The 18840-nt window shown below is 70.7% G+C and carries 12 protein-coding genes and 1 pseudogene; 6 read left to right on the top strand and 7 right to left on the bottom strand.

Annotation, left to right across the window (positions count from 1 at the left end; translation table 11 throughout):
• Window positions 1-297 precede the first annotated feature (297 nt).
• From IPN03_05740 to IPN03_05730, 3 genes are all read right to left on the bottom strand, one after another.
• A complete protein-coding gene (locus tag IPN03_05740) occupies window positions 298-2040 on the bottom strand; it encodes a DEAD/DEAH box helicase (GenBank protein ID MBK9373227.1) in 1743 nt (580 codons plus the stop codon).
• A gap of 43 nt (window positions 2041-2083) precedes the next feature.
• Window positions 2084-3691, bottom strand: coding sequence for a M28 family peptidase (locus IPN03_05735; GenBank protein ID MBK9373226.1), 1608 nt, complete (start codon window positions 3689-3691; stop codon window positions 2084-2086).
• A gap of 67 nt (window positions 3692-3758) precedes the next feature.
• Window positions 3759-5231, bottom strand: coding sequence for a hypothetical protein (locus IPN03_05730; protein MBK9373225.1), 1473 nt, complete (start codon window positions 5229-5231; stop codon window positions 3759-3761).
• A gap of 188 nt (window positions 5232-5419) precedes the next feature.
• On the opposite strand from IPN03_05730, the gene IPN03_05725 reads away from it, so the two are divergent.
• The 3 genes from IPN03_05725 to IPN03_05715 all read left to right on the top strand — a co-directional run bounded on the left by IPN03_05725 (window position 5420) and on the right by IPN03_05715 (window position 9270).
• Window positions 5420-6382 (top strand): thiamine pyrophosphate-dependent dehydrogenase E1 component subunit alpha, encoded by a 963-nt coding sequence (locus IPN03_05725; GenBank protein MBK9373224.1) that lies wholly within the window; start codon window positions 5420-5422, stop codon window positions 6380-6382.
• A gap of 13 nt (window positions 6383-6395) precedes the next feature.
• Complete coding sequence (locus IPN03_05720) at window positions 6396-7376, top strand: alpha-ketoacid dehydrogenase subunit beta (GenBank protein MBK9373223.1); 981 nt, start codon at window positions 6396-6398, stop codon at window positions 7374-7376.
• Window positions 7377-7536: 160 nt separating this feature from the next.
• The gene (locus IPN03_05715) at window positions 7537-9270 is read left to right on the top strand and encodes a hypothetical protein (protein MBK9373222.1); all 1734 of its coding nucleotides are present in this window, start codon (window positions 7537-7539) and stop codon (window positions 9268-9270) included.
• On the opposite strand, the gene IPN03_05710 is transcribed toward IPN03_05715, so the two are convergent.
• A complete protein-coding gene (locus tag IPN03_05710) occupies window positions 9261-11126 on the bottom strand; it encodes a cobalamin-dependent protein (GenBank protein ID MBK9373221.1) in 1866 nt (621 codons plus the stop codon). The two genes, IPN03_05715 and IPN03_05710, sit on opposite strands and share 10 nt — an antisense overlap.
• A 363-nt stretch (window positions 11127-11489) precedes the next feature.
• Here IPN03_05710 and gltA point away from each other — a divergent pair, with 363 nt between their 5' ends.
• On the top strand, window positions 11490-14462 hold the full coding sequence (gltA, locus tag IPN03_05705; GenBank protein MBK9373220.1) for an NADPH-dependent glutamate synthase: 2973 nt from the start codon (window positions 11490-11492) through the stop codon (window positions 14460-14462).
• A gap of 52 nt (window positions 14463-14514) precedes the next feature.
• Here gltA and IPN03_05700 read toward each other — a convergent pair whose 3' ends face one another.
• On the bottom strand, window positions 14515-15123 hold the full coding sequence (locus tag IPN03_05700) for an NAAT family transporter (protein MBK9373219.1): 609 nt from the start codon (window positions 15121-15123) through the stop codon (window positions 14515-14517).
• Between the two features lie 122 nt (window positions 15124-15245).
• Between IPN03_05700 and IPN03_05695 the strand changes: the two genes are divergently transcribed.
• Window positions 15246-15917, top strand: coding sequence for a hypothetical protein (locus IPN03_05695; protein ID MBK9373218.1), 672 nt, complete (start codon window positions 15246-15248; stop codon window positions 15915-15917).
• A gap of 250 nt (window positions 15918-16167) precedes the next feature.
• Here the strand turns inward: IPN03_05695 and IPN03_05690 are convergent, their stop codons facing one another.
• The gene (locus IPN03_05690) at window positions 16168-16305 is read right to left on the bottom strand and encodes a hypothetical protein (protein ID MBK9373217.1); all 138 of its coding nucleotides are present in this window, start codon (window positions 16303-16305) and stop codon (window positions 16168-16170) included.
• Window positions 16306-16729: 424 nt separating this feature from the next.
• Between IPN03_05690 and IPN03_05685 the strand changes: the two genes are divergently transcribed.
• Window positions 16730-17116 carry a hypothetical protein gene (locus IPN03_05685; protein MBK9373216.1) on the top strand — a complete coding sequence of 129 codons (387 nt, stop codon included), beginning with the start codon at window positions 16730-16732 and terminating at the stop codon, window positions 17114-17116.
• 52 nt (window positions 17117-17168) lie between these two features.
• Here IPN03_05685 and norR read toward each other — a convergent pair.
• Window positions 17169-18769: pseudogene (gene norR, locus IPN03_05680) on the bottom strand (nitric oxide reductase transcriptional regulator NorR).
• Window positions 18770-18840 lie beyond the last annotated feature (71 nt).

Here is an 18840-nt window from a genome sequence, read left to right as displayed (position 1 = left end):
CGTTCGAGCGTGGCCGGCGAGTGAAACTCCCGCGCGAGGTCCGTGCCTATCCGTTGCCGTTCTTCAGCCGAGTAGGCGTTCGCTCCTCCGGATGCGGCGATCTCGCGAGCCACGCTCCACTTCGTGAAGAAATCCACCGCGGGGGTCTGCACCGAGCGGGCCCAGGCAAAGGCCAGGGCGGCAACCACGAGGGCCACCGCCAGGACCGTTTCCGAACGGGATGCCACCGGCCGGCTGGAGTTCGAGAGGGGTTCAACCAGCATCGCAGCGGAGAGTCTGCGACCGTTCAACGCCCTGTCAACGCCTCGGTGGTGCGGGCCGTTCGCGCCGCACCATGACCTTCCGCCCCCTGACCGTCGTCTTCCTGAGAGCCTCGATGACGGCGTCGGCCGATTCTCCCGGCACCTCGACGAGCGAGAACCGGTCGGCGATCTCGATGGCGCCGATGGCGCGCGAGGGGAGCTTCGCTTCGTTCGTGATGGCTCCGAAGAGGTCCGCCGGGCGGATGCCGGCGTCCCGTCCCGCACCTATGAAGAGGCTCACCGCGCCGGGCAGCCGCGGAGTGCGGCGGACCGGGCGGGTCATCCCGCCCGTCTCGGCCCGAGGGACGAAACGAGGCCGGTCCTGCGGAACGGGAATCGCCGGGATCTCCTCTTCCTCGCCGGGCGATCCCGCCGCCTCGTGCGCGAGCTTCACGCCCGCAGCCGCGACGTCGAGGATGTCGAACTCGTCGGCGAGGGAGTCGACCGCGACGCGGAACGTCTCGAGCCCCCCGCCGAGGATCGTTTCCCTGAGCGACGCCCGGGTCAGCTCGAGCCGCCGGGCCCTGAGGTCGGCGACGGTCGGGACGGTCGCCCTCTCGATCTTCTTCTTCGTCAGCCGTTCGACGTTCGCCAGGAGCCACTGCTCGCGCGGCTCGAAGAGGGTGATCGCCGTCCCCGCCCGGCCGGCGCGCGCCGTCCGCCCGATACGGTGGACGTACGCTTCGGCCTCGCTCGGGACGTCGTAGTTGAAGACGTGCGAGATCTGCTCGACGTCGAGGCCGCGCGCGGCGACGTCGGTCGCGATGAGGAGGTCCGCCGCGCCCGAGCGGAAGCGCTTCATCACCCGGTCCCGCTGGTCCTGCGTGAAGCCTCCGTGGAGCGCCTCGGCCCGGCGGCCCCGCGCGTTCAGCTTCTCGGAGATCTCGTCGACCTCGGTCCGGGTCCTGCAGAAGACGATGGCCGACGTGGGGTCCTCGAGGTCCAGGATGCGCGAGAGCGCCGCCAGCTTGTGGGCCCGGGGAACGACGTAAGCCGTCTGCTTCACCTTGACGCCCCCGTCGTCCTTCGCTCCTGCCCCGTCGCGGGCTGCTCCGAGGCGCAGCTCGACGGGAGAGGAGAGACGCCGCCCCGCCAGCCCGGCGATGCGCGCGGGGAACGTCGCCGAGAAGAGCGCCATCGGGTGCCCCGCGGGCGTCGCGTCGAGGATGGCCTCGAGGTCTTCCGAGAAGCCCATGTCGAGCATCTCGTCGGCCTCGTCCAGGACGACGAGCTTCACGCCCGAAAGGTTCAGCGTCCCCCGCTTCACGTGGTCGAGCGCCCGGCCCGGCGTCGCGACGACGACGTCGACGCCCCGGGCGAGCTCCCGGAGCTGAAGCCCCATCGAGGAGCCGCCGTAGACGGCGAGGACTCGGACGCCGGTGCCCCGGCCGTAGCGATGGACCGCCTCGGCCACCTGCATCGCGAGCTCGCGGGTCGGGACCAGGACGAGGCCGAACACCGCCTTCCTGTCGCCCCCTTCGCGCACCAGCCGGTCGAGCATCGGGAGGGCGAACGCGGCGGTCTTCCCCGTTCCGGTCGCCGCCTGCGCGAGGAGGTCGCGTTTCGCCAGGAGCGGAGGGATCGCCTGCCGCTGGATAGGGGTCGGCTCCTCGTATCCGAGCGTAGAGAGCGCCGTGAGAAGGCGCGGGTCGAGACCCAGGGCGGCGAATCCGCCGTCGATGGAGTCGCTGGCGTCGGAGACTTCGGAGGTCGGAGGGCTGTCGGGCGCGTCGCTCACGCCGCCATGCTACGCCCCGGGCCTCTCCGGGGCGCCGGCCCCGTCAGCGCCGGTACGGCGAGCCGGCCTTCCAGGGCACCTTGCCCCCCCGCGCCCCGATCTCCTCGATGGCGAGCTCCACGAGCCTCGCGAGCTGCGCCGTTCCGGTCAGCTCCCACGCGGGGTCGAACTCGTCCTTCGGACGGTGATACCGCTTCGTCCGGTACTCTTCCCGGTGCGCGAGGCCTGTCCCGGCAGGGGTCCCCACGAGGTCGTCACCGAGGTCGATCCAGATCCCCGGGACGCCCGCCCGCGCAAACGAGAACTGGTCGGAACGGTAGAAGAACCCCTGTTCGGGTGCAGGCTCGGGAGCGACCACCAGGCCTTCCCTCCTCGCGACCGACTCGACGACGGAGCTGAGCGCGCTCTCGGAAGCGCCGATGGCCACGACGTCGCGGGCCGGGCCCCACACCGCCGACATCTCCAGGTTGAGGCACGCCGCCATCCGCGCGAGGGGCACGGGCGGCTGCGCCACGAAACGCTCCGATCCGAGGAGGCCCGCCTCCTCGGCCGCCGGGGCGAGAAACAGGACGTCCACTGGCAGCTCCCCCGCCCGCGCGCCGATCCTTCGGGCCAGCGCCAGGAGTACGGCCAGCGCGGAGCCGTTGTCCATCGCACCGTTGTAGATGGAGTCGCCGTTCTCCGTCGTCCCGATGCCGAGGTGGTCGTGATGGGCGCTGACGACGACGACCGGCGCCGACGAGGCGGAGCCGCTGCCCCGGACGATTCCGGCGACGTTGCCCGAGACGATCGTCTCGTACTTCGGAAGGCTGCTGGCCTGGACTCTCAGGGCGAGCGGCTGGGGTCGGAACTCGCGCCGGTTCGCGGCGGCCCGCAGCTCTCCCAGGGTGACACCCGCCGACCGCACGGCGCCCGCGGCGGACGGCTCGGTGAGCCAGCCCTCGAGCGACAGCAGGCCCGGGTTCCCCGGATCGAACGCCACCGGCCGGGTCCAGCCGTTGCGGACGACCTCCCAGCCGTAGCCGGCACCCTCGCGCGTGTGGACGAAGAGAACCCCGGCCGCGCCGCGGCGCGCCGCCACCTCGAGCTTGGTCCGCCAGCGGCCGTGATGTGTCAGGACCCTGCCCGCGAAGACCGCCGGGTCGTCGCCTCCCGGCTCTCCCGAGAGGAGGAGCAGGATCTTTCCCTTCACGTCGGCGCCCTTGAAGTCGTCCCAGCCCCACTCCTTCGCCTCGATTCCGAATCCCCCGAAGACGACCTCGGCGTCTACGTTCCCGCCCGCCTCCGGCTTCGGGAAAGCGATCACGAAATCGTCGCCGAAACGCCCGGCGGGTGCGCTCGCCGCCGCGCCCGCGAACGCGAGCGAGGTCTTCGGATCGGGAGTCACGAGGCGGATCGGGACGTCCTGCCGGTAGAGCGCGCCGAACGCGGGCTGGAGCCCGCTCACGCGAAACGCCGCCTCGATGTAGGCCTGCGTCAGCCGGTCGCCGCGGGTCCCCGGGGCGCGCCCCTCCAGGAGGTCGTCGGCCAGGAACCGTATGTGCGCGCCGAGCTCGGCGGGCGAGACGGGTGGGACCTCGACCGCAGGGGCCGGGGTGCTCGGGACGGCGGGGAGAAAGAGGCCGAGGAGGAGGATCGCGGCGGCACGCAAGGTGAACGGAGTATAGGAGAGCGCTCCGGGCCCTCAGCGGCTCCGCGAGCTGCAGCCCGAGGCTCAGCTACTTCCGGGAGATCTCCCGGCCCAGGATCTTGCCGTCGAGACGGGGGGTGAACCGGATCTCCTTCCGGACTCCGTAGACCTCGTAGAGGCCCGCGATCGGGACGATGTGCAGGTCGCCCATGACGACCCGCATCGCCTCCTGGAGAAGTTCCCGCCGCCGGATCATCTCGAGCGACGAGGCGGCGGCCTCGATCAGCTCGTCTGCCCTCGGGTTCGAGTAGCGGGAGTGGTTCGTGACGCCGTAGCCCCTCTCTTCGTCCCTCGTGTGGACGAACCCGTCGAGGACGTCGCTCGCCTCGGCCGTCTGCGCGACGACGCCCCCGAGGTAGAACCCCACTTCGCCCCGCCGCACGCGGGGGTGAAGCTCGGTCCAGAGCGTTTCGCGGGGCGTGGCCCGCACCCCCGCCTCGGCGAGCTGCGCCACGAGAATGCCGCCCCGGCGCCCCTTCCGGAACTCCAGGACGACGTCGAAGCCGTCGGGGTAGCCCGCCTCGGCCAGGAGCTGCCTCGCTCGGGGAATGTCGCGGCGCGTCGCCTTCAGGTCGGGCGCGAAGCCGAAGACCCCCGGGACGACGAGCTGCCCGACGGCCTGGCCCATTCCGTGGTGGGCTCTCTCGATGTACGCGGGCCGATCGATCGCGAAGTCGATCGCCTGCCTCACCCGAAGGTCCCGGAAGGGCGGTTCGAGGGGCGAGAGTCGAAGGTATTCCACCGTCGACCCCGGAATGACCTCCTCGCGACAGCAGGCCGAACCGCGCAACGCGGCCACGGCGTCCTCCGAGAGGTTCGCCGCGACGTCGACCTCCGTGGCGAGAAGTCTCTCGACCCTTCGCCGCGGGCTCCCGTCGACGACGAACGTCAGGGGAACAAGCGCCCTCTCCCCTCGCCATCCGCCTTCGACCGGCAGGAGGTCGAGACCGTCAGGCCTCGTGCGCCCCAGCCGGTAGGATCCTGTTCCGACGGGCTGCGTGATCGTCTCCGGCGCATCACGCGGGACGATGCCGACGGGTGTGACCTTGGCGAGAAGCGCCGCGAAGGGGCGCTTCGTCCTGATCTCGACCGTCGCCGGATCGATCGCCCGGATCGATTCCACCTCGACGAGGTAGCTCGCCAGTCCCGACCCGGGGTGGTTCCGGGCCCGGTTCAGGCTGAAGACGACGTCGTCCGCCGCCAGGAGCCGTCCATCGTGAAACCGCACGCCCTGCCGCAGCTGGAAGACCCACGTCCGGTCGTCGGGATTCCGCCACTCCGACGCGAGGGCCGGCCGGATGCGGGAGCCTGCGTCGAACTCCGTCAGGCCGTCGTAGAGGTTGGCCAGGACCGCGGACGTCAGCACCTCGTTCTGAAGGTGCGGGTCGTAACTCTGTGGCAGGCTGTGGATGGCCACGCGCACGGGGCCTGAAGGCCCGCGGCAGGATCCGGCGCCCACCGTCGCCAATACGAGGACGAGGACGCCCCCGATTCTCCTCACACGCCGAGTATGCCAGCGGGAGACGACGGGTCGAGCGAAAGAAGAGCACAGAAAATAGGAACTTCTTAGGGTGGCTTAGGGGATTCTTAGGTGGCAGGCTGCCGGCGTCGACAGCATCTTGATGGGCATCGGGGGCGCGCGTCGCGCCCCCGGCCAACAGGCGCCCTGCGCCGCACGAGAGGTGAACGATGTCGACGAGCTCCGCCGTCCCCGGCCCTGCCATGTTTCTCGAGAAGATGACGCTCATCCGCTCCTTCGAGGAGAAGAGCGCCGCCTCATTTGCCGAGGGGCGTTCCCCCGGCACCTGCACCTGCGTGGGACAGGAGGCTTCGGCCGTCGGCGTCGTCGCCGCCCTCCGGCCGGACGACCTCATCCTGACGAACCACAGGAGCGCCGGGCACCTCCTCGCCCGGGGCGCCGACCCCGGACGTCTCATGGCCGAGATCATGGGGCGCGCCACCGGCTACTGCGGCGGCAAGAGCGGCACGCTCCACGTCTCGGCGAAGGAGCTGGGCGTGATCCTCACGTCGACGATCGTCGGTGGCGAGCTGTCGCTCGCGCCCGGGGTCGCGCTCTCGCTCTCGATGAAGGGAAGCGACGCCGTCGTCGCCTGCTTCTTCGGCGACGGCGCCGCCTGCGAGGGGATCTTCCACGAAGCCCTGAACCTCGCCGCCGTCTGGAAGCTCCCGGTCCTCTTCGTTTGCGAGAACAACGAGTGGCAGGCGTTCGTCCACCGCCGCGAGACGATGCTGACGGAGAACATCGCCTCGCGTGCCGCGGCCTACGGGATCGAGGGACGGACCGTCGACGGGAACGACGCCGAGGCCGTCTTCGCAGCAGCCGCAGAAGCGGTGGCGCGGATCCGCGAGACGCGGATGCCCTTCCTCCTCGAGACGAAGACCTACCGCCTCCGCGGCCACTTCGAGCCCGACGACCAGGGCTACGTCGACGAGCACGAGCTCGCCTCGTGGCGAGCGCGCGACCCGATCGCGACGCTCCGCGCGCGCCTCCTCGAGAGCGGAGCGCTGACCGCCGACGAGGCGGCCGCGATCGACCGGCGCGTCGCCGACCGTCTGGACACCGCCTTCGCCTTCGCCGCGGAATCCCCCTGGCCCTCTCTCGACCAGCTCACGACCGACGTCTACGCCTGAGAAGGACATCGCCATGAGAACGATCACGCCCTACGACGCCATCGGAGAAGCCCTCGCCGAAGAGATGCGCCGCGATACCGCCGTCCTCGCCTTCGGGGAAGGGATCGCCACGAAGCGCCACGACCTCGTCGCGGAGTTCGGCGCCGCGCGCGTCCGCAACACCCCGCTCGCCGAGGGGATCATCGCGGGCACCGCCGCCGGAGCCGCCGCCACGGGCCTGCGCCCGGTCGTCGACCTTCTCTTCGCCCCGTTCCTGACGTTCTCGATGGAGGAGATCGTCAACAGCGCCGGCAAGCTCCGCTTCCTCTCCGGAGGCCAGTTCGCCTTCCCCATGGTCGCCATGGCGATGACCGGCGCCGGCTGGGGCGTCGGCGCGCAGCACAACCACAACGTCGAGGCCTGGTTCGTCCACAGCCCCGGCCTCAAGGTCGTCATGCCGTCCACGGCCGCCGACTTCAAGGGCCTGATGAAGGCGTCGATCCGTGACGACAACCCGGTCCTCTTCTTTCTCGACGTCGCGCTCCTCCACACCCCGGGCGAGGTTCCCGAGGGCGACCACGTCGTGCCCCTCGGGAAGGCCGCGATCCGGCGTGCCGGGACCGATGTGACCCTGGTCTCCTACGCCAAGACCGTGCACGGCTGCTCCGCAGCCGCCGAGACGCTCGCCGCCGAGGGCATCTCCGCCGAAGTCCTCGACCTGCGCTCCCTCAGGCCGTGGGACGAAGAGGCGGTCCTCGCCTCCGTGAGGAAGACGGGCCGGCTCGTGGTCGTCCACGAGGCGAGCCGAACGTGTGGCGTGGGCGCCGAGATCGCGGCCACCGTCGCGGAGAAGGCGTTCGACTCCCTCCGCGCGCCCATCGTTCGCCTCGCCGGGCCCGACGCGCCTGCCGCGGCGAGCTGGGTCCTGGAGCAGGCGTTCGTCCCGCAGGCCGACGCGATCGCCGTTGCCGCCCGAAACGCCGTGGCGCGAACGCTCGCCCTCGCAACGGCCTGAGGTCGAGCCCCTGTTCAGGCCCGTGGGCGCCAGTCCCCGTCGACGACGCGGACTGGCCCCGCGGGGCCTGATTCTCAGGTCGAAAGGCCGGCTGGAGGGTTGACGCCGGCGGACGCCGGGACCAGATTCTGAGAAAACGTCTCCACGTAGGAGGTCGTCGATGAAGGTCCACTCCGCGTCTCTGGCCGTGCCTTGCGCCGTAATCGTCCTCCTCCTGCCCGCGTCCTCTGCGTCGCGTGGGTCCCTTCCCGAGGACCACCCGGAGTCCACCTCGTGGAGCCCCTTCGACCTCGGCTCCTGGACGCGCCCGGTCTCGACCCGTATCCCTGCGGCCCAGCGCGCCTTCGACCAGGGCCTCGTCTGGGCGTACGCCTTCAACCACGACGAATCCGAACGGGCCTTCGCCGAAGCGGCCCGACGAGACCCCGCCCTCGCCCTGGCCTGGTGGGGAATCGCCCTCGTCAACGGCCCGCACATCAACAATCCGACGATGAGCGAAGGGCAGTCGAAGAAGGCCTGGGATGCGCTCGGGCGGGCGCGATCCCTCGCCGCCGGCGCGAGCGACGTCGAGAAGGCCCTCATCGATGCGCTCGCCGCCCGCTACGCCTGGCCCCCGCCGGCGGACCGTGCCCCCCTCGACGCCGCGTACTCCCGGGCGATGCTGAAGGTCCGGGAACGCTTCCCCGCCGACGCCGACGTGGCGACGCTCACCGCGGAGGCACTGATGGACACGCGCCCCTGGGACCAGTGGACGAAGGACGGCAAGCCGCAGCCCGGAACGGCAGAGGTCCTCTCCGCCCTCGAGACGGCGCGAAAGCTCGCTCCGGACCACCCCGGAGCGCTTCACCTGACCATTCACGCGCTCGAAGCCTCGCCGCGTCCGGAGCAGGCGACCGCTGCAGCCGACCGCCTCCGGGCCCTCGTTCCGGATTCGAGCCACCTCGTTCACATGCCGTCGCACATCGACGTCAGGACGGGCCGCTGGAAAGCCGCTGCAGAGGCGAACGAGCGGGCGATCGCCGCCGACCGGAAGTACCAGGCCCGGAGCGCGGAGATCGGCTTCTACCGGATCTACATGGCGCACAACGCCCACTTCCTCGCGTACACCGCAATGATGGAAGGTCGGCGCGACGTGGCGCTCGCGACCGCGAAGAGCGTCGTCGCCGGACTCGCCCCGGAATTCGTGACGGAGAACGCGGCCTTCGCCGACGCCTTCCTCACCGTCGTCGGAGAGGCGCAGAAGCGGTTCGGCCTCTGGAAGGAGATCCTCGAGGCGAAGGCGCCACCCGCAGGGCTCCCCGTCTCGACCGCGCACCGGCACTTTCTCAGGGGAGTGGCGCACGCCGCCCTCGGGCAGGTGGACGCGGCCGAGAAGGAGCGCGCCGCCCTCGCCGCCGCACTCCCGAAGGTCCCGAAGGAGTTCTACTGGGGCTCCAATGCGGCCGTCGACGTCCTCGCCGGGACCCTGCCCTTCCTCGATGGCGAGATCGCCTACCGGAAAGGGGATCACGGGCGAGCCATCGCGAAGCTGGGCGAGGCCGTCCGCCTCGAGGACGCCCTGAAGTACGACGAGCCGCCCGCGTGGACCGTTCCGTCACGGCACGCCCTCGGCGCGGTGCTCCTCGACGCGAAGAAGCCCGAGGAGGCCGAGGCCGTCTACCGCGAGGACCTCGTGAAGTACCCGGAGAACGGCTGGGCCCTCCGGGGGCTCGCGACAGCGCTCGAGATGAAGAAGAAGGCGGCCGATGCCGCGGCCGTCGAGAAGCGCTTCGAGGCGGCGTGGGCGCGGGCCGACGTCGAGCTGGAGACGTCCTGTTTCTGCGTGAGAAAGGGACGCACCGACGCGCCTCTCGGCGCGACCAACGTGGCGAGGGCGGCGACCGGTCAGCGGTAGATCGCGAAGACCGCGGCGATCGCCGCGAACTCCCGGGCCGGGGGAACGACGACGCGGATGCGGTCCCTGTAGGCCTGCAGCCGCTCGGCGAGGTCGTCGAGGGTCGCCGGATCGATGTGCGTCAGGCGGTCGAAGTCGAGGACGAGACGTTCCTTCCGCTTCCGAAGGCCTTCTCTGAGGCCCGCCGCCAGCTCCTCGGCCCCGGCGGCGTTGAGGCGTCCCGCGACCCGCACCCAGACCGTCGCCTCGGGCCGCAGCTCGACCTCGACGCTGTGGCCCTCCTCCAGGCGGCTCGTCAACCTTCGCCAGGCCTTCGCGGGGAGTGATTCCTCGGGCATCCGAAAGCTGTGCCGAACCAGCGAGGGGTGCTGAAAGAGGCCGAACCTCAGCGTCAGCCCCGTCCACGCCGCCATCGCGAGGCCGGCCACGGAGGCGAGGCGCTCGGCGAACGTCGGCGGCCCCAGGGTGGCGTGAATGCGCGCCTGCAGCTCGCCGACCCAGCGCCTCATCTCCCTCCCGGGCGCGAGCGTCCGGCCGGCGAGGAAGATCGGGTAGGCCTTCCTCACGTCCCGCGCGAAGCGGGCCGCCTTCTCCTTCAGGGAGGGGTTCGCGGAGCCCTTCAGCGTCTCGTGCCCGAGTATCCACGTCTCGAGGGAGCGGTAGATCGAGGGGCCGAGCCGCCGGAAGTCCTCGTCGAAGCACCTCTCCTGGGCCGTCTCGATCTCCCTCCCGCTCATGGCGGGGTGCTTCACCATCGACCGGAAGCCCGTGGAGCTCTTCCAGAACGTCTCCGGGTCGGCTCTCATCTCCTCGGCCAGGCGTCCCTCGCGGACGACCTGCTCGAAGAACGGCGTCCCCGGGATCGGCCCGTAGATCATGAACTGCGCGAGCGTCGGCCGGAGGGCGAGGAGGCCCGAGAGCTCCTCGTCGATGACGGCCGGCGTCTGGTACGGAAGGCCGACGATCATCGACGCCAGGACGCTGATCCCGTGCTCGCGCAGCTCCCGGAAGAGCGCGTCGACGGGTCGCCCTTCCTGCTTGGCGTAGCCTGACCGCGTTCCCTCGTAGCCGATCCACAGACCGTCGATCCCCATCTCGAGGATCTCTTCCACGGTGTACTGGCTGATCGCCTTCACGCTCGCGAAGGCGAAGACCGACAGGGCCCGCCCGCCTTCCTTCACACACTCCCGGAACTCCATCGCCCGGCGGCGGTTCAGGAGGAAATCCTCGTCGAGGATCGCGATCGACATCTCCGGCTCGATCTCCAGATAGCGTTCGACGACGCCGTAGATGTCGCGACCTGTCGGCAGGAGCGGGATGTGCTTGCGCTTGAAGAAGTGCGACGTGCAGCAGAAATCGCAGCCGTTGGGGCAGCCGAGCCCGGCGAAGACCATCCCCGTGCGGGACGCCTCGCGGCTGAAGACCTTGAGCCGGCTCACGACGAGCGGGTGCCGGAACGCCCCGGGACCGCTCCCCGCCGGCTCCCCGAGGAGGCGGCGCATGAACCCGACCCCTTCCTCGCGGCAGACGTGGTCGGAGAACGGCGCGAGGATCGCGTCGGGCAGCACCGTGCCGTAGCCGCCGAGGACGATCTTCGCCCCCGGCGCGTGCTTACGCACGAGGGCGACGACCTCCTTCATCCGGTGGAAGGTCGAGAGGACGAACGACACGCCGACGACGTCGTAACCCTTTCCGAGCTCGTGAACCAGCTCCCGCTTGCTCGGATAGTGGAGGACCGTCGTCGGGGCCTCGACGTTCTCCGCGACGTATTCCAGCGAGAACGCCACGTGGTTGGCCCGCGGGCTGAAGAGCCCCTGGTTGCGCGTGACCTGCCCGAAAAGCAGCTCGTAGCCCACGCTGGGGGAATCGCCGTGCCGCTCTCCGAGCGGTCGGCAGACACTGGTCAGGAGCACTTTCGTCAAGGGACCTCCGGGGGCTGGCCGCGTGCGCTCACGCCGCGATCCGCCATCGTCCGGGATCGCCTCGCCTCGAGGCGGTGGGCCCGCTGGTGGCGATCCGGGTGATCCCGGGCACAGGCTTCGCCACCCGTCAGGATACGCCCCGACACCGGTCTCGCTCTGGCCTCGCCCGAGCTCCCCGGCATGCCGGGACCCGGCTCGTCCGGGGGGAGGGTCGGGGGCGCAGGCACACTTTCCCCGATTTGTTGCATCATCCGCGGTCGGGTTCGGCCGTCCCGCCGGACCGCTGCAGGGGGGCCCGTGTACCAGATCGTCAAGCGCGAGCAGTTCTCCGACGTCACCTTCCTCTGGGACGTCTACGCTCCCGACGTCGCGAGGGCGGCGCGGCCGGGCCACTTCGTGATGGTCCGCCTGAACGAGGGGGGCGAGCGCATCCCTCTGACCGTAGCCGACTACGACCCCGAATGGGGCACCGTCACCATCGTCATCCAGGCGCTCGGCAAGACGACGAAGGAGATGATGCGGGACTTCAAGGAGGGCGACTCCTTCTCCGACTTCGTCGGACCCCTCGGCCTCGAGAGCCACGTCGGGAAGGTGGGCCACGTCGTCCTCGTCGGCGGCGGCCTCGGCGTGGCGCCGATCTACCCGCAGCTCCGGGCCTTCAAGGAGGCCGGTAACCGGACGACCGGGATCATCGGCTTCCGCAACAAGGACCTGGTTTTCTGGGAAGACCGCTTCAAGCGGTACTGCGACGACCTGATCGTCTGCACCGACGACGGCTCCTACGGCAAGCCTGGCTTCGTGACCGGAGCCCTCAAGGAAGTCCTCGAGAACGACAAGCCCGACCTCGTCGTCGCCATCGGCCCGCTCCCGATGATGCGGGCCTCGAGCGAGACGTCCCGCCCCTTCGGCGTGAAGACGATGGTCTCGCTGAACGCCATCATGGTGGACGGCACCGGGATGTGCGGCTCCTGCCGCGTGAGCATCGGCGGCGAGACGAAGTTCGCCTGCGTCGACGGACCCGACTTCGACGGCCACCTCGTCGACTTCCCCGAGCTGCAGCTGCGCCAGGAGCGCTTCAGGCCCCAGGAGACGAAGGCGAAGGACGACTTCTCGAAGGTCTGCTCCATCGAGGAGCAGCTCTTCGAGCTGAACAAGCGGAACTACAAGAAGTTCAAGGAGCTGCCCGAGCACGCGATGAAGATGCCGGAGCGCAACGCCCTGGAGCGCTCGCGCAACTTCGAGGAGGTGAACCTCGGCTACACGATGGCCGACGCCCTCGTCGAAGCCGACCGGTGCATCCAGTGCGCCCGCCCCACCTGCATCGCGGGCTGCCCCGTCTCCATCGACATCCCCCGCTTCATCCGGCATCTCCTCGTCCGCGACCTCCCGGGCGCCCTCTCGGTCATCCAGGAGAGCAACCTCTTCCCGTCCGTCTGCGGCCGCGTCTGCCCGCAGGAATCGCAGTGCGAGATCCAGTGCATCCTCGAGAAGAAGATGGAGCCGGTCGCCATCGGCCGGCTCGAGCGCTTCGTCGGCGACCACGCCCCGCTCCCCGACGTCCACCCGCCCGCGAACGCCGGCCAGCTCGGGAAGGTCGCCGTCGTCGGCTCCGGCCCCGCGGGCCTCGCCTGCGCGGGGGACCTCGCGCGCAAGGGGGCCGACGTCACCGTCTACGAAGCGCTCCACGTCGTCGGCGGGGTCCTCAAGTACGGAATCCCCTCTTTCCGACTCCCGCGGACGACGATCGACCGCGAGGTGAACGCCCTCGAGAAGCTCGGCGTGAAGTTCGAGACGAACAAGGTCATCGGCAAGACGTTCACGATCGCCCAGCTGCGCGGCGAGATGGGCTACGACGCCGTCTTCATCGGCACCGGCGCCGGCTTCCCGATGTTCCTCGGCATCCCGGGCGAGCAGGCCGGTCAGGTCTACAGCGCCAACGAGTTCCTCACCCGCATCAACCTGATGCACGGAGACAAGTTCCCGTTCGAGGACACGCCGATCGCCATGGGCAAGAAGGTCGCCGTCTTCGGCGCCGGGAACACCGCGATGGACTGCCTGCGCGTCGCGCGGCGCCTCGGGGCCGAGGAGGTCCACTGCATCTACCGGCGGACCGAGGCCGAGGCCCCGGCCCGCGTCGAGGAGATCCGCCACGCGAAGGAGGAGGGGATCCACTTCAACTGGCTGATGAGCCCGACGGAGATCCAGGTCGACGAGAAGGGCGGCGTGAAGGCCGTCGTCGTCGAGAAGATGCAGCTCGGAGAGCCCGACAAGTCGGGCCGGCGCCGTCCCGTCCCGACGGGCGAGCACGAGACGTTCGAGTGCGACACCGTCATCTACGCGCTCGGCACGCGCGCCAACCCCGTCATCTCCCGCTCCGCGCCGGACCTCGGCGTCCGCGGCGAGGGGTACGTCAACGCCGACCCGAAGACCCAGGCGACGAACCTCCCGGGAGTCTTCGCGGGCGGCGACATCGTCACGGGCGGCGCGACGGTGATCCTCGCCCTCGGCGCCGGGCGGCGGGCCGCGAGAGCGATCGAGAAGTACCTGACGACGAGGGAGTGGCCGGTCGTCCTCGAGGACGAGGCCGCGCCCGGGACCGCCCCCGTCCCGGTGCCCGTGGAGGCCGCCTGCGGCAAGTGCCGTCGCCCCTTCGAGCCGGGCGACGAGGAGCACATCTGCTGCGCCGGAGAGCGGATCACCTGGACCTGCACCTCCTGCCAGAAGGTCTCGGAAGGGTTCGCGTTCCCCTACGGCCTCTGCCCCGCCTGCGGAGGGACCCTCGAGCTGGGACACGACGTCACGCTGGAGTCCGAAGCCGCCGTGCAGGCGATCCGGCAGGCGTTCGAGATCGAGCTGGGTGGCATCGCCTTCTACGCCCGCGGCGCGAAGGAGATCGAGGCGAAGGACCCTGACCTCGCGCACCTCTTCGGCGAGCTGTCCGAGATGGAGAAGGGGCACCTGGAGATCCTGGCCCGCCGCTACCACGTCGAGGCGCCCCGCGAAGCGTTGACGCAGATGCTCACGCCGGCCCAGGTCGCGGTCTTCGCGGGAGCCGACGTCAAGGACTATTCGGGCGCCTCGCTCCTGCGCCTCGCGGTTCACCTCGAGAAGCGCGCCCGCGCCTTCTTCCTCGACGCCGGCCGGAAGTTCCCGACCGGCTCGCACGAGTGGAAGCTCTACCGCGAGCTCGAGGCCGAGGAGCGCGAGCACGTCGACATGCTCTCGACGGTCCTGGCGCGGATCGTGGCGGAGAAGCCGGTCGTCGTCTGACCCGCTGCCGCCGGGCTGGCCCCTTCGGGCCGGCCCGGCGCCTCCCGAAGCCTCAGCCCGGGATGCGGCGGATGTAGCTCGCGACGCCGCCGAGGAGCATTTCGACGGCGATCGCCGTCAGGACGAGCCCCATCAGCCTCTCGAGCGCCGTGATGGCCTGGTCACCCAGCACCTTCTGTATCCGCGTGCTCGAAACGAAGACCACCGCCGTGATCGCGATCGTCACCGTCAGCGAGCCGGCCAGCGAGAGCATCTGCACGGGGTCCGGCGTCGCCATCAGGAGGACCGTCGCCATGGCCGACGGCCCGGCGATGAGAGGAATCGCGACGGGAACGATGAACGGCTCGCGGTCGTCCCCGTCGTCCTCGCCGAGCCGCGCCCCGCGGTCCGGGAAGATCATCCGGATCGCGATGATCAGGAGGACGACGCCTCCGCTCACCCGGAGGGCGTCCTCGCTCAGGTGGAGGATGCGGAGGATGGGCCGGCCCGCGACGAGGAACAGGAGGAGCGCCGCGAACGCGATGAGGCACTCCCTCACGACGACGAACCGTCTCCGCTCGGGCCGCACGTGCTTCAGGGCGGAGATGAAGAACGGGATGTTCCCGAGCGGGTCCGTGATGAGGACGAGGAGGATCGTGGCGGAGAGGAAGGTCTGGTCCATCGGCTCGGGCGCCGAGGATACCGGGACCCGACGTCGTTCGCCTGCCCCCGGCGGGAGCGCCAGGCGCCGGGTCGGCCGGCGAAACGACCCGGTATCCTCCTTCCGTGAAGGGAGTCTTCCCGATGCGCGGTCCCGCAGGCCGCCGGCCCGTTCCTCCTCTCCTGGCGGCTCTCGGCATCGCCGCGACGCTCGCGGGCTGCGTGCAGGCCCCGCGGCCCTCCGCGGCTGCAGCCGCCCCGCCCGTTGCGGAGCAGGGCGGGGCGCCGACCTCGCCGCGGGCCGCCGACGAGTTCCTCTCCCGGCTCGCCGGACTCTGCGGAAAGGCCTTCGAGGGGCGGGTCGTGGTCGACGAGCCTCCCTCACCCGGCAACACCTTTTCAGGGAAGCGCCTCGTCATGCACGTTCGCGAGTGCCGCCCCGGAGTGTGGAGGATTCCGTTCCACGTCGGCGACGACCACTCGCGCACCTGGATCCTCTCCCGCACTCCCTCGGGTCTGCGGCTGAAGCACGACCACAGGCACGAGGACGGCACCCCCGACGCGACGACGATGTACGGCGGAGAGACCGAGACGCCGGGCACCGCCGCGCGCCAGGAGTTTCCCGTCGACGCCGCGTCGATCACGACGTTCGAGCGGGAGGGGCTGAAGGCCTCGGTCACGAATGTCTGGGCCATGGAGATCGAGCCGGATCGCCGGTTCGTCTACGAGCTGGCGCGACCCGGAGGCCGCCTCTTCCGCGTCGAGTTCGACCTCTCGAAGCCGGTCGAGCCTCCACCGGCCCCCTGGGGCCACTGACGCGGCCAGCCTCCCGTGCGGCCGGCTCGGGCGAGGCATCGCCCTCGGCGGTGCGGTAGGCTCCGTTCACCCAGACTCGCCCCGGTGCAGGAGGTCCCCATGCCGATGACCCCGTCGGTCCTGGTCGTTTCGTTCCTCCTCGCCGGCGGCGCCCCGGCCGCGGGGCCTGTGCAGGCCGAACCGTCTTCGTCCGCCGGCCTCTCCGCGACGGCCCGCGCCGTCGTGGGCCCGTCTACCGGAACGCGAACGGTTACGGCTTCTCGTCGTTCTCGTGCGACCTTCGACGAGCGTCCCGGCCGGGCGACCACTTCGACTGCGACGCCGTCGACGAGAAGAGCGCTTCGCTCCGGTACACGTTCACCGTCGACGAGCCAGCGGGGGCGAGCATCGTCCAGGTTTCCTTCCCCGCCTCCCGGCTCGACGCCGACCAGCGTGCGCAGCTGGAGCCTCCTTGCCGCGCGTTCCTCGACGCCTACGGCCGTTCCTCCTGGAAGAGCCTGTACGAGGCGCTCCATCCGGCGCTCCGCGGCAAGACGACTTTCGCCGAGCTGCGGGAGCAGGTCGAGAATGCCCGGAACGTCCTGGGGAAGTTCCGGCTCGCGACCGTCGAAACCGTCACCGTCCGCGCGTCGGCGGACCCTCAGATCCGCCATACGGAACTCGTCTGGGCTCTCGACTCCGAAGGCGGGCCGGGCATCGCCCGGTTCCGCGTCGGGCTCGAAGGGGAAGTACCGAGGGTCACGGCGTTCCGGATCTACCCCGTACCCGGCACACCCCTGCAGTCCATCGCTCTCGGGGCAGCGCTACGTAACATGGTCTCGGGTCTCCTGGGCGAGCCCGTGACCCGCATCGCCGCCCCGCTCGAGAAGCTCGAGAACGTCGGAGATACGGTACTCGGGACCGCTGTTCTCGCCTCCGGACGCGATGCGCCGGTCAGGGTCGAGCAGAGCGGCCGCACCGACGATTTCGAGCTGAACGACTTCAAGTGCCAGGTTCTCGACGCGCCGTGGCTGATCCGGAAGTCGTTCGCGTCCCGATCACTGGAGCTGGCATCGGTCGACTGCCCGTCCCGCGTCGTACCGGACGATCGCTCGCAGGTCTGCGACGCCGTCCTGAAGACCGGTGAGCGCTACGCGGTCACCATCCACCGCCGCGGCGGCGAGCACAGCATCACCGCCTCCGGCGCACCGGATCGTTAGCGGGGTGCTCCCGACGCAGCCGGAGGTGCCCCGGGCGCTCGTCGTTGAGACGTCACCCCTTCAGCCCGAGCCGTCGCGCCAGGTGGTGGAGGTTCGCGCGGTGCATCCCGAGCTCGCGCGCCGCGGCAGCCTGGTTTCCCCCGTGCCGCTCCACCGCCTCGCGGATGAGCCCGCGCTCGAACTCTTCCACCCGTTCCCGCAGAGGTCCGCCGGCCGGGGGGAGCGCGGCGACGGAGATGGCCTCCTCGCGCACGGCGCCCGGAGCGACGTCGACGTGCTCGAGGCCGACGACGATCGGAGCGCCCGGGGGCTTGCCGGCCGCGGCCCTCAGGACGGCCCGGCTGACGACGTTCTCCAGCTCCCTCACGTTGCCCGGCCAGTCGGCCGCGGCGAGCCTTGCCCGCACCTCCTCGCCGAGCCTGAGAGGCCCGAGACCGAGCCGGCGCCGGGTCGAGTCGGCGAAGTGCGTGGCCAGCAGAGGGATGTCCTCCCGCCGCTCGCGCAGCGCCGGGACGCGGATCGGATAGACCGCGAGCCGGTGGTAGAGGTCCGCCCGGAAGCGGCCCCGCTCCACTTCCGCCAGGAGGTCCCGGTTCGTCGCGGCGATGATCCTCACGTCGACCCGGTGGAGCCGGTCGGACCCGATCCGCTGGATCTCCCCCTGCTGGAGCGCGCGCAGGAGCTTCGGCTGCAGCGAGAGCGGGAGCTCGCCGATCTCGTCGAGGAAGAGCGAGCCGCCGTCGGCCACCTCGAACTTCCCCGCCCGGTCGCGCACGGCTCCCGTGAAGGCCCCGGCCGCGTGGCCGAAGAGCTCGCTCTCGGCGATCGACTCGGGGAGCGCGGCGCAGTTCACGTGGATGAGCGCCTCCTCGTGGCGGCGCGAGAGGGCGTGGACCTGCCGGGCGACGAGCTCCTTTCCGACGCCCGTCTCGCCCGTGACGAGGACCGGAAGGTCCGAGGCGGCGACGACCGAGATCTCCGACAGCAGGGTGCCGATGGCCGCGCTCGTTCCGAGGATGGCGGCGCCGCTCGATTCGTCGGCACTCCGCTGCAGCTCGCGCGCGACCCGTGTTCCGCGTTCGGCCCGCCGCTCGAGCGCCTCGATCAGGGTCGCGGTCCGGAGCGCCGCGCCGGCGAGCGCGCCGAGCGTGGCGAGGAGGCGGGCGTCCAGGCCGTCGAAGGCGTGCGGGTCGAGGGCGTCCGCCGTCAGCGCCCCGACGACCTCACCGCCCGACGTGAGCGGGCAACCGAGGCAGGCGTGAATCCGCTCGAGCGCGTGAGGGTCGGCGGTGAGGAGGCCGTCGAAGGGGTCCGGGAGCGCCGAGTCGTGGGGGAAGAGGATCGGCGCCGGAGCGCGCAGGATCGCGTCGAGGCGGGGATGCCGGTGCCGGGGATACGGCCTCTCCAGGGCCGCCGGGACGAGACCGTGAGCGGCCAGGGGCACGAGCTCGTCCCCTGGAGCCGCAGGAGGCACGCCGCGTCGAACGGGAGGATCCGCCTCACCGCGACGAGCAGGCGCTCGTACCGGTCGAGCGATCCGAGGGAAGCCGTCAGGTCTCGCCCGATCTCGAGGAGAACCTCGAGGGCGTCCGTCCGTTGCGATGTCGATGACGTCGTTGCGAATTCCACGACACCCCCTGCTGCGAACCTCATAACACAGGTTTTCAACTCATTGGCCTGTCATACGTTCGCTGACGGCACGCCGCGTGCGAAGTGGGTTGCCG

The organism is Holophagales bacterium, assembly GCA_016719485.1.
In the GTDB taxonomy this organism is placed as follows: domain Bacteria; phylum Acidobacteriota; class Thermoanaerobaculia; order UBA5066; family UBA5066; genus UBA5066.
Note: the sequence above shows the minus strand (reverse complement) of the source record. Positions and strands in the feature narration are given on the sequence as shown.

Excerpts from the sequence above, each read along its gene's own strand:
- IPN03_05725 (MBK9373224.1), top strand. The coding sequence starts at position 5,420 with ATGTCGACGAGCTCCGCCGTCCCCGGCCCTGCCATGTTTCTCGAGAAG.
- IPN03_05720 (MBK9373223.1), top strand. The coding sequence starts at position 6,396 with ATGAGAACGATCACGCCCTACGACGCCATCGGAGAAGCCCTCGCCGAA.
- IPN03_05715 (MBK9373222.1), top strand. The coding sequence starts at position 7,537 with ATGAAGGTCCACTCCGCGTCTCTGGCCGTGCCTTGCGCCGTAATCGTC.
- IPN03_05700 (MBK9373219.1), bottom strand. The coding sequence starts at position 15,123 with ATGGACCAGACCTTCCTCTCCGCCACGATCCTCCTCGTCCTCATCACG.
- IPN03_05695 (MBK9373218.1), top strand. The coding sequence starts at position 15,246 with ATGCGCGGTCCCGCAGGCCGCCGGCCCGTTCCTCCTCTCCTGGCGGCT.
- IPN03_05690 (MBK9373217.1), bottom strand. The coding sequence starts at position 16,305 with ATGCTCGCCCCCGCTGGCTCGTCGACGGTGAACGTGTACCGGAGCGAA.
- IPN03_05685 (MBK9373216.1), top strand. The coding sequence starts at position 16,730 with ATGGTCTCGGGTCTCCTGGGCGAGCCCGTGACCCGCATCGCCGCCCCG.